This is a genomic window from Flavobacterium sp. RSP49 (assembly GCF_003968735.1).
Lineage (GTDB): Bacteria > Bacteroidota > Bacteroidia > Flavobacteriales > Flavobacteriaceae > Flavobacterium.
This window is the reverse complement of sequence record NZ_RYDN01000007.1, coordinates 119,240-129,656: the sequence shown is the minus strand read 5'-3', so window position 1 is coordinate 129,656 and position 10,417 is coordinate 119,240. Positions and strand designations below refer to the sequence as shown.

Below are 10,417 nucleotides of genomic sequence, written 5' to 3'. Positions count from 1 at the left end.
TCCCTTTTTTTGAAACCTATCCAAATCACGCTTTATTGCACTTTTTATGCCTTTGGCTCTTTTTTCTTTACTGAAAATTAACGCCCACATACCCTATCCTAACAAAAGAGCACAACAGATTAAAAGGTTTTCTCCTATATAGTGTAAGGTCTAAATTCTACTATTGCTTTTATATCCTATTTATAAGGTGTCATGAGAAACAACTAAATATTCTGGTTTCCAAATCTTCGCGTTAGGGATAGTAGTGGAAAGCTCGCAAGAAAGTGGAGTGCAACGCAACTTTATGAGGACTTGTAGCGGATAGCCCGACCGTTTATAAAAAAGAGAGGCTACTATCGATATTGATAATAGCCTCTCTTTTTTATAAATGGGAACGCACTAATGATAATCTAATCGAAACGTATGGCTTTGACTGGAGAAATTTTAGTTATTATATAGGACGGAATTAATAATACAAAAAAACAAACGGTCACAGTAAGTAGGTTTAGCACTAGGATATATCCCCAATTTAAATAAACTGGTGCTTGGTTTACATAATAGTTTTCTGGATTCAACTGGATCACGCCAAATTGTTGCTGGAGTAACAATAGTGCTATTCCGATTAAGTTTCCCCAGAAAAGCCCTCTTACGATAAGATAGAAGGCATTATATAGAAATATTTTCCGGACGGACCAATTATTGGCTCCTAACGCTTTTAGGATTCCTATCATTTGGGTTCGTTCGAGAATTAATACTAATAGTGCAACCACCATGTTGATTGTGGCCACAAGAATCATGACAACTAATATAACGATGATATTAAAATCGAATAGCTGAAGCCATTCAAATATATAGCTGTATTTTTCTAGTATGGTTTTACTATCTAATGTAGAAGCTGTTTGTGCATAGACTTGTTCTCCGGTAGCTTCGATAGTATTAAAATCGTCAACAAAAACTTCGAAAGCACCAATTTGATCTGGAGTCCATTTATTGATACGCTGCATGTGACGAATATCTCCTATTATATAGGTTGCATCGAATTCCTGAAAACCGGAATTGAAGATACCTGTAATTTTAAATCTCCGAATATTGGGCAACTGATTTTGATTTTCTTTGATGAAGAATGTATTGAACAGATCTCCTACTTTCAAATTCAACCTATTGGCAAGGAATTGAGACAATAACACTTCTTGATTCACATTTTTTGAATAATCCGGTAATTTGCCTGAAACCAGATACTCTCTTATATTATCCCATTTGTAATCATTCCCCACTCCCTTGAAAATAATTCCTTCGAAAGCGGTTTCAGTTCTAATAATTCCTGCTTTACTGGCAATGGCTTGAATATGCTCCACTTCAGGAACAGCAGTAAATTTTGGATAAAAATTTTGTTTTTTAGAAATTGGAACTACCGTGACTTCGGATTGATTGTTGTCATAATTGGAAATAACGATGTGTCCGTTGAAAGCCGCAACCTTCTCTCGGATTTTTTGTTGCAGTCCAATTCCTGTCGCTACTGAAACAATCATCATAATCATACCAATTGCAATTGCTGAAATAGCAATTTTTATAATTGGAGCAGATATGCTACTTTTATAATCTTTAGCAGTTATGAGTCTTTTGGCTATGAAATATTCTAAATTCAAAATTTATAGTTTGCGACAAAGATACATAAAGTTTTTTGCCACAGATGAAACAGATTTAAACAGATCAAAAATAGTACTATGAAATATTTTAGCTATACTTACCTCTTATTATTGACATTAGTTGTACAATCTTCTTGTGGAAGTTCTACAAAAAACAATCAGTATAGCAGCAGTATGGATAGCTTGCCAAAAATCCATTTCCAACCATTTTTTAGACCATATCAAATACCAATATTTAAAACGGGAGCCGATAATTACGAAAAATATATTTCTCTGTTAGAAAATAAAACAACAGGAATTGTAACCAATCAAACGGGAATTCTATCTGACAAAACCCATTTTGTTGATTTTTTACTTTCCAAAAATATCAATGTGCAAACTATTTTTGCTCCAGAACATGGTTTTCGTGGCACTGCTGATGCGGGAGAACATGTGGTTGATAGAAAAGATTTTAAAACAGGACTGCCAATTGTTTCCCTTTATGGTGACAATAAAAAACCAAAACCCCAACAACTCGCAGGAATCGATATCATGATTTTCGACTTGCAAGATGTAGGCGCTCGATTTTATACGTACATTTCTTCGTTACATTATATTATGGAAGCCTGTGCCGAAAATAACATCCCTCTTTTACTCCTTGACCGACCAAATCCGAATGGAAGCATTGTTGACGGTCCAATTCTTGAGCCAGAATTTACCAGTTTTGTGGGCATGCACCCAATTCCTTTGCTACATGGAATGACAATTGGCGAATATGCAAAAATGATCAATGGAGAGCAATGGCTGAAAAATGGTATACAATGCAAATTGACAGTAATTCCATGTATTTATTACAATCGAAAAATGAATTATAGTGTACCAGTAAAACCATCACCGAATCTGCCAAATGATCAAGCCGTGAATCTTTATGCAAGTTTGTGTCTGTTTGAAGGCACAAATGTAAGTGTGGGTCGTGGAACTGAAAAACAATTTCAGAATTATGGCTCTCCGTATCTACCAAAAAGTGATTTTAGTTTTATACCCAAACCAAATTTTGGCGCACAAAATCCAGTTTACAATGGCGTGAAATGTTATGGGGAAGATTTATCAACACATACAAAGGTCAGTAAACTAGAATTAAAATGGTTGATTCAAGCCTATCAAAGCACAACGGAAAAATCGAAATTCTTCAATCCTTTTTTTACCAAACTTGCAGGAACTAAAAAACTGCAACAGCAAATAGAAAATGGAATTTCCGAAAATGTAATCAGAAAAAGCTGGCAGAAAGGACTTATCGAGTTTAAAGCAATGAGAATGAAATATTTGATATACTAATTCTCACCCCCTTCCGATCCCGAAGTTTCGGGACGGGACTCTACAAAGCAGAGGGAGGCAAAATAGAAAATTTTTAAAGCGGCATTTTCTTTTTCATTTCCTCTACAATATTAAACGCTGCCGGGCATATCGCTACGTTTTTCAAGGTTAAGTCTGTAATTTGTTGGAATTTTTTTCGATCCGTATGCGGGAATTCTCTACACGCTTTTGGACGTACGTCATATATCATGCACGCATTTTCATTGTCGAGAAAAGTACAGGGTACACTTTGCAAAACATAATCTCGGTCTTCATCGATTTGAAGGTATTGCTGGATAAACTGTTGTGGCTTTTGGCGTAGGTATTTTGAAACACGTTCAATGTCGGCATCCGTAAATAATGGTCCCGTAGTTTTACAACAATTAGCACACTTTAAACAATCCGTTTTCTTGAATTCAGCATCATGCAAATCTTGCATCACGTAATCCAAATTCTTGGGTGTCTTTTTTTTCAGCTTATCAAAATACTTTTTGTTTTCGATATGCTTATCTTTGGCTTCCTTAGGGAGATTGTTTAAAATATGTTTCAAATTTAAAGTTTAAAGTTGGAACCACAAAAGTAACAAACTTGAATCCTTTAACCTTAAACTTTAAACAAAAAAAGATGAAAGACCTTTTTGGCAAAGCCATACTTGATTTTCAAACCAATAATTCACCCGAAGATTTAATTACGGAAACCACTATTTCTGATGAAGACGAAATGAGTGTCGCCTATTTGTTTCGTTCATACGATGAAATGCCCCAAATGGAACAAAAAGCGTTACAACTTGCCAAAGGTAAAATCCTGGATGTTGGCTGTGGCGCAGGAAGCCATAGTTTATCTTTGCAAAACGAACGCAATCTAGACGTTACTTCTATCGATATTTCTTCGAATGCTATTCAAGCGTGTACCCTTCGCGGACTTAAAAAAGCGAAAGTTCAGGATGTGCTGACATTAGAAAACGAGAAATACGACACCATACTCCTATTGATGAATGGTGCGGGAATGTGCGGTAAACTTAAAAACATCCCGAATTTCCTTTTAAAACTAAAATCGTTATTGAATCCTGGCGGACAAATTCTGTTGGACAGTTCTGATATAATTTATATGTTTGATGATGATGAAGATGGCGGAAAGTGGATTCCTTCCCAAAAGGAATATTATGGAGAAATCGTTTTTAATATCTCCTACAAAGGCGAGAAAGAAAAACCATTTGACTGGATGTTCATTGATTACAACACTTTGCAAAATGCAGCTTTAGATAATGGACTAAAATGCGAGTTGATTCTTGAAGGCGAACATTTTGATTATTTAGCAAAACTTTCCATCTAGAAAACAAATTATAGTATAGAAAACACAGCATTAGAAAAATAATGGCATCCTATTGAAAATTACCCTCCTAAAATCTATTCCTGTAAATGGCTCCCAACTAAAATTACCAAAATAGAAAGTTCTCCAAACCGATTAAAGTAGAGATTCGGAAAGCCATCACTTAACGGACATACCCGAAGAAATAAAAACAACAAAGAAAAGTTGTTTTAGGAGCTGTTTCCAGCTATTCGCTATATCTTTTTTTCTCATTAAAAAAATGAGAAAAAAAGGATGTCGCTACTATCTGGGCTAGGAAATCTGCTAACAAGAAGTAAGCCTTCCGAAAATTAATCAGTATCTTTTTTAATTAAAAACCCCAAACAGCACTTGTTGTTTGAGGTTTTTAAGTATTAAGGAATATTCAAATATTTATGTGTTTGCAACGAGACACGCCATTTTGGGTTGTTCATTACATAATCAACAATTAACGGAGTCATTTCTTCTTTTTTACTCCATTCCGGTTGAAGAAATAAAATGGCATTCTCATTTACTTTATCAGCTTGCTCTTCGGCAAAAATAAAATCATGTTTATTGTAAATAATCACTTTTAATTCCTGTGCATTATCATACACCGTTTGAGTTGGTAATTTATTTTTCTTTGGCGACAAACAAATCCAATCCCAAGTTCCCGTAAGCGGATAAGCCCCAGAAGTTTCTATGTGCACTTTTCTATCACTATCTTTTAGCTTTTGTGTTAGCAAGCTCATGTCCCACATCAGTGGTTCCCCACCAGTAACCACAACAGTTTCTGAATATTTACCTGCATTGGCTACAATTTGATCAATACTAGTTGGAGGGTGTAGCTCCGCATTCCAGCTTTCTTTAACATCACACCAATGACAACCTACATCACATCCGCCTATTCTAATAAAGTAGGCAGCTGTTCCAGTATGAAAACCTTCCCCCTGAATAGTATAAAACTCTTCCATTAAAGGAAGCATTGCACCTTTATTAACTTCTAACTGTATTTCTTTTGATAACATTCTTTAATTTTAAAGTGCAAAGATAGTTAATTAGAAAAGGAGTCCATTTGCAAACACAGACTAAAATGATAAACTTTCAATAAGCCAAAAAAGGCGTGTATTAAACCGTTTTAAAATAATTAATCCAACTCTGAAGACAACGATCCTAAAATAGGAGCACAAAAAAACCGATAGCCAAAGACTATCGGTTTTTGATATTGAGACATATTTTTATTGTTTCAAAATTTTTATTGACTCTGTCGCATAATTATTAGCAGGGTCTAATGCTAATGTTTTTTTGAAATATTCAATAGCTTTAGGCTTGTCTGTATTAGCAAAACTGGCTGCCATATTATTGTAACATTCAATAAACTTAGTTTTTACTGCAGGTTTTGCTATTTCCTCAGCACCTAATTCCATTGTTTTTAAAAGATAATCTTCATAATTTTTCACCATCAAGTCATCTTTTTCAAGTAATCTATTGGTTCTTGCTTTATACAAGTATGCTTCTAAATAGGTAGGGGAAGCGACTAATACTTTATCAAAAGCAGCATCTGCTTTTTGCAAAGCAATTGTATCTACTTTTTCGCCTTCCATTTTGTTAATATTGGCATAGTAATTCGCTAGACCAAAATAGACGTTGTCATCCAGATAATTAGTAGACTCAGGAGAACTGGCTCCAGATTCAAATACAGCTGCAGATTCTTTGTATAGTTTTTGAGAAAATAATTTTTTACCAATATCACTCAAATCTTGAACCGCTAATGGCTCCATTTCGATTGCTTTTTTAAGACCTTTCATTCCTGAATCAAAAGCAACGGAGTCTATAGCTAATCCATCGTCACTAGTCCCTTTTTTAATTTTAGTCAAACCTAAATACAAATAATCTTTAGCGATTACTTTATTAGTTGGGGAAGCGATAAAACTTTCCAATGATTTCAATGCTAAATCAACATTTCCATTTTCATAAGCCGCATATCCTAAATAACGATAGATTCTTGGATTAACTTTGTCCAATTCGATCATTTTGTTAGCTTCCGCTTCTAGTGCAACATAATCCTCTATCAAAATTAGAAAATCAGCTCGACGCATTCTAGAGTTAATCGAATAATCCGTTACAGACATATATTTGTCATAATAACCAATTGCTTTTTTATAACTTACAGCCGCTTGAGAAGGTTTGTTACGTGCCATTTTATAGTATGTCTCCGCTAACTCTCTATACACTGGTCCATAGTTAGGATTAATGGCAATAACCTCTTCATAGGCTTTTAAAGCTTCGTCATACGATTTTGCTCCTTTAAGCAAAACACCCAGTTGCATTTTTGCTCTTAGCAAAGAATTATCTGCTTGAAAAGCACTTCTATAAGCGACATAAGCTTCATTTTGTTTGCTATCACCATAGTAAGCATCACCAAGGGCAAGCTGTAACTGTGCATCATCGGCATTTTTTATGGCAGCGCGATTCAAAATAGCGATTGCATTTTTATAATCGGGCTTTTCAGCATTCATATAGGCTCTTGCTTGGTAAACGTACTCTGCAAAATCCTTTCTTCTCATGTCTTTGGTGGCCAATACAAATTTTGCTTGAGCTGCCGCAACATCATTGTTATCTAAATCTATTTGACCTAAGCCAATGTAATTCAAATTAGCTTCATCAGAAGCTGTTAATCCTTTTTGAAAATAAATTTTGGCTGAATCTTCAACATTTTGAGTAAGATATACATTCCCTAAAGTAAAAAAAGCAGCTCCATTAGATGGATTCTCCTTAATAATTGATTTTAAAATTGATTTTGCACTTTCGAACTGTTCTGCATCGATCGCTTTTTTTGCTTGATCAATATCTTGCGCTTGACTTGCAAATGCCGATGCTAATAATGCAACACTAAACGTTTTTAATTTATTCATTTTCATTGTAGTTAATTTAATTTTTATCATTGTATATTTTTTTTCTAACCTGAATTAATCTACTCGGTGTTCGTACCGGCAGTAAACCAGATTTAAGTATTATCCGCTGTCCTCTTTCACCTGCTACAAAAGAGGCAAAACCCATTCCTAATCCAGAAGAACCCTGACAATTTATTATATACAAATCACGTGCCAAAGGATAGGTTCCCTCTGCAATATTATTTTGCGATGGCGGATAATATTGATTTCCAGTAGTACTTTTAACGCTAAGCACCTTAATTTTTTTTACAATATCCTTCATAATTCCAGAAGGTTGATAAAGCCAGTTTAGCCCCACTATTCCAATAATTCCTTCATTTTCAGACACATACTTTATTACCTCTTCATTGGTTTTAAAAGAAAAAATCCCCTTTTTCGGAAGTTCTGACACACCCGCTAATTCATTCATATAACGAACAGTACTGGAATTTGGATTATCAAAAACCAATCCCTTTATTGCCGTTTGAGACTTCCCTTGCAGAAAGGCTATAATGTCATTTAAAGCGACTAAGGTATCCTTAATTTTCTCATTTGCGATTAAAGCAATCCCATCAGTAGCGAAAGGAGTCACTTTTGGAATAATTTTTTTACCCTCAAAAATCTTATTTTCCTCAGCATTTAATTTTCTGGATAAAATGGCAATACTTAATGAATCATTTAGCAATGATCGGAGCACTTCTTTTTCAGATTTAGCATTCAACGTTATTTTTGCAGGATACACACTTTCAAAAACCGCTATCTGATCCTCAATCACAGGTTGTAATGTTTCATCAACTAGTATCGTTGTAGAACCTTTTAAAATAGTTTCTTTATTTTCCTTAGATCCTTCTGTTTTTTTACATGCAAAAAGAAATGCAAACAAAGAAAGAAAAATAAAATACGGAATTATAGCTGTTTTTTTCATGATCTAGTTGGTATTATTAATAAGTCGGATGAATCTAAAAAAAGAATATACAATAAGAAGCAAACCAAATGCTATTCTATATCCAGTATCCATTACTATGGGAAATTCTTTCATAAAGATAATAAATAAACCCAAAACCAGATAAACTAAAAAAAACATAATTCCTAAAACGAGAAGAAATCGCTCTTTGAGCGATTTCTTCTGAATATTAATACGTATGCTCTTTAACATTAATTTGCCGTTTGAATTGTAATTGGTAAAGAATACAGCACTCTGACTTTTTTACCATTTTGTTCACCCGGAGTCCATCTAGGAGACTTTTTCAAAACACGAATCGCCTCTTTCCCTGTACCATAACCAATATCTCTAATTACTTTAATATCGGTTAAGGAACCATCTTTCTCTACTACGAAAGTAACATATACTTTACCATTCAACCCGTCTTCTTCAGGAGTTTGATAATTATCCCCCACGTACTTATAAAACTTATTGATACCACCTGGAAAATCAGGTTTAACCTCAATCCCGGCAGTGTTGTAAATTTGGTTGTCCACTTCTTCCACTACTGCAGCAGTACCAGTTCCCACTGGCTCTACAGTCAATACTGCATCAGGATCACCCTTTATTGTTACAGCACCTAATTTTTTGTCTTTAATTTCAACAATTTTTGGTGGTTCTTCTGTAACTTCTTCCGCTTTTGCTACAACAGGTTTCACAAATTTAACCTGATCCACTTTTGGAGGTGGAGGTGGTGGTGGCGGGATGTTTTCTTTAGGCTTTTCTTGCTTTGGCGGCAACTTTACTGCTGTAATTTTAATATCTCTATTTTCCTCTACATCAGATGTATCCGGAAGCAGACTAGCAATAAGAGGGGCACTAACGGCCAAACTAAAAAGAATACTTCCAACAATAAGCGCTCTCACTGAGGTCTTATTATTTTCTTTTCTTAGTTCATACGCTCCATAACTTTTATTTCGCCCTTCAAAAACGATATCCAGCCATTGGTTTTTAAATATATCTAATTTCATTTTTCTTAATTATTAGGTTATTAGGCTATTAGATTAAAATCTTATTTACCTTCTAACAATTTTGTTTCCTCAGGTGAAAAATCATTTACAATTGCATAAGTTGGAACGCCAACAATTGCCATTTCATCAAGTATATCAACTAAGTTACGATAATTAGATTTCTTACTTGGCTTGATGATCACAATAACTCCTTTGTCTTTGTTTCCAGTATGCTCCACTACTGATTTTTTTCTAGCCAATAATTCTTTACGAATTCCGTTTTTTCCATAGGCAATATCTTTTGGACCTGCAATTGGCGTAGCCAATAAACCCATGTAATATACCACCTTATTGTTCTCACCAAGCATAATTGTTAAAGTACGATTTTCATCTACTTTAATATCCTTATTTATTTTAGGATCGTCTTCTTTATCTGGCAACCCCAAATCCATTGATTGGGGTTTTGACAACGTAGTAGTCAGCATGAAAAATGTGATCAATAAGAATGCCAAATCCACCATAGCAGTTAAATCTACTTTTGAATTTTGTTTTTTACTTCTTACTTTACCACCTTTTCCGCCTCCACCGTCGCCGGTATTTAATTCAGCCATTGTAGTGTATGTTTTTTAATTAAAAATCTTCTCCTCTTAAACCAGTAACTAAATTAAAGCTATTGATTTTTTGATCTTGTAAAATATCCATCACCTTTTTAATTGCCTGATATTCTTCTTTTGCATCCCCTTTTATGGCTATTTGCAATTCTTTATCAGCAATTTCAATATTGGCAATACGAGCATTTTGTATCCAATCCGCTAATTGATTATCAAGTGAATCTTTTGGAATACCTGGTTGGTTTGCTTTTCCTCTGTCTGCAGCTTTCATCTCTATGATTTGCTTCAAACTTTGAATTGGCACACCAAAACCATCCATTAGTGCAAATTTATCAGCATCATCAGCTGAGAAATCAACACCATATTTTTGACCCATTAATTCTAACGTTTTTTTACGAACTTCTCTTCCTTTTAGATCAAAGAATACTTTTCCTTTTCCTATAGTAATTGTAGCCAAATCTGTCTCAGGCAATTTTGTCTGAACTGTAGAAGAAGGCGTGTCTACCGGCAATGCTTCTGGTACTTTAGCTGTAGCGGTCAAGATAAAGAACGTAAGCAAAAGAAACGCAACATCACACATCGCAGTCATGTCAATTGACGTTGACTTTTTTGACATTTTTAGTTTAGCCATTATCTTTTTTATATTTTATTTTGACGC

At 34.6% G+C, this 10,417-nt stretch carries 10 protein-coding genes; 2 read left to right on the top strand and 8 right to left on the bottom strand.

The annotated features are described in order from the left end of the window. Positions 1–389 precede the first annotated feature (389 nt). The gene (locus EKM02_RS06060) at positions 390–1,625 is read right to left on the bottom strand and encodes an ABC transporter permease (protein WP_126453146.1); all 1,236 of its coding nucleotides are present in this window, start codon (positions 1,623–1,625) and stop codon (positions 390–392) included. Positions 1,626–1,703: 78 nt separating this feature from the next. Between EKM02_RS06060 and EKM02_RS06055 the strand changes: the two genes are divergently transcribed. Next, positions 1,704–2,939: an exo-beta-N-acetylmuramidase NamZ domain-containing protein gene (locus EKM02_RS06055; RefSeq protein ID WP_126453143.1), complete on the top strand. Its 1,236-nt coding sequence runs from the start codon at positions 1,704–1,706 to the stop codon at positions 2,937–2,939. A 73-nt stretch (positions 2,940–3,012) separates the two neighbouring features. Here the strand turns inward: EKM02_RS06055 and EKM02_RS06050 are convergent, their stop codons facing one another. Continuing rightward, positions 3,013–3,507 carry a YkgJ family cysteine cluster protein gene (locus tag EKM02_RS06050; protein WP_126453140.1) on the bottom strand — a complete coding sequence of 165 codons (495 nt, stop codon included), beginning with the start codon at positions 3,505–3,507 and terminating at the stop codon, positions 3,013–3,015. Positions 3,508–3,581: 74 nt separating this feature from the next. Here EKM02_RS06050 and EKM02_RS06045 point away from each other — a divergent pair, with 74 nt between their 5' ends. After that, positions 3,582–4,289: a class I SAM-dependent methyltransferase gene (locus EKM02_RS06045; RefSeq protein WP_126453138.1), complete on the top strand. Its 708-nt coding sequence runs from the start codon at positions 3,582–3,584 to the stop codon at positions 4,287–4,289. Between the two features lie 389 nt (positions 4,290–4,678). On the opposite strand, the gene EKM02_RS06040 is transcribed toward EKM02_RS06045, so the two are convergent. The 6 genes from EKM02_RS06040 to EKM02_RS06010 form a co-directional block, all read right to left on the bottom strand. Continuing rightward, positions 4,679–5,311 (bottom strand): 7-carboxy-7-deazaguanine synthase QueE, encoded by a 633-nt coding sequence (locus tag EKM02_RS06040; RefSeq protein ID WP_126453135.1) that lies wholly within the window; start codon positions 5,309–5,311, stop codon positions 4,679–4,681. Positions 5,312–5,521: 210 nt separating this feature from the next. Continuing rightward, positions 5,522–7,228, bottom strand: a complete 1,707-nt coding sequence (locus EKM02_RS06035) for a tetratricopeptide repeat protein (RefSeq protein ID WP_317124975.1) — start codon at positions 7,226–7,228, stop codon at positions 5,522–5,524. Further along, positions 7,215–8,141, bottom strand: a complete 927-nt coding sequence (locus EKM02_RS06030; RefSeq protein ID WP_126453132.1) for a PstS family phosphate ABC transporter substrate-binding protein — start codon at positions 8,139–8,141, stop codon at positions 7,215–7,217. The genes EKM02_RS06035 and EKM02_RS06030 overlap by 14 nt, the downstream gene beginning before the upstream one ends. Before the next feature lie 230 nt (positions 8,142–8,371). Next, positions 8,372–9,169: an energy transducer TonB gene (locus EKM02_RS06020; protein WP_126453126.1), complete on the bottom strand. Its 798-nt coding sequence runs from the start codon at positions 9,167–9,169 to the stop codon at positions 8,372–8,374. A 41-nt stretch (positions 9,170–9,210) separates the two neighbouring features. After that, complete coding sequence (locus EKM02_RS06015; RefSeq protein WP_126453123.1) at positions 9,211–9,759, bottom strand: ExbD/TolR family protein; 549 nt, start codon at positions 9,757–9,759, stop codon at positions 9,211–9,213. A gap of 19 nt (positions 9,760–9,778) precedes the next feature. After that, positions 9,779–10,390, bottom strand: coding sequence for an ExbD/TolR family protein (locus tag EKM02_RS06010; protein WP_126453120.1), 612 nt, complete (start codon positions 10,388–10,390; stop codon positions 9,779–9,781). Between the last annotated feature and the right edge of the window lie 27 nt (positions 10,391–10,417).

What these genes read in the sequence shown, in the direction of transcription:
- EKM02_RS06030 (WP_126453132.1), bottom strand. Translation starts at nt 8,141, where the DNA reads ATGAAAAAAACAGCTATAATTCCGTATTTTATTTTTCTTTCTTTGTTT.
- EKM02_RS06020 (WP_126453126.1), bottom strand. Translation starts at nt 9,169, where the DNA reads ATGAAATTAGATATATTTAAAAACCAATGGCTGGATATCGTTTTTGAA.
- EKM02_RS06055 (WP_126453143.1), top strand. Translation starts at nt 1,704, where the DNA reads ATGAAATATTTTAGCTATACTTACCTCTTATTATTGACATTAGTTGTA.
- EKM02_RS06010 (WP_126453120.1), bottom strand. Translation starts at nt 10,390, where the DNA reads ATGGCTAAACTAAAAATGTCAAAAAAGTCAACGTCAATTGACATGACT.
- EKM02_RS06015 (WP_126453123.1), bottom strand. Translation starts at nt 9,759, where the DNA reads ATGGCTGAATTAAATACCGGCGACGGTGGAGGCGGAAAAGGTGGTAAA.
- EKM02_RS06035 (WP_317124975.1), bottom strand. Translation starts at nt 7,228, where the DNA reads ATGATAAAAATTAAATTAACTACAATGAAAATGAATAAATTAAAAACG.
- EKM02_RS06040 (WP_126453135.1), bottom strand. Translation starts at nt 5,311, where the DNA reads ATGTTATCAAAAGAAATACAGTTAGAAGTTAATAAAGGTGCAATGCTT.
- EKM02_RS06045 (WP_126453138.1), top strand. Translation starts at nt 3,582, where the DNA reads ATGAAAGACCTTTTTGGCAAAGCCATACTTGATTTTCAAACCAATAAT.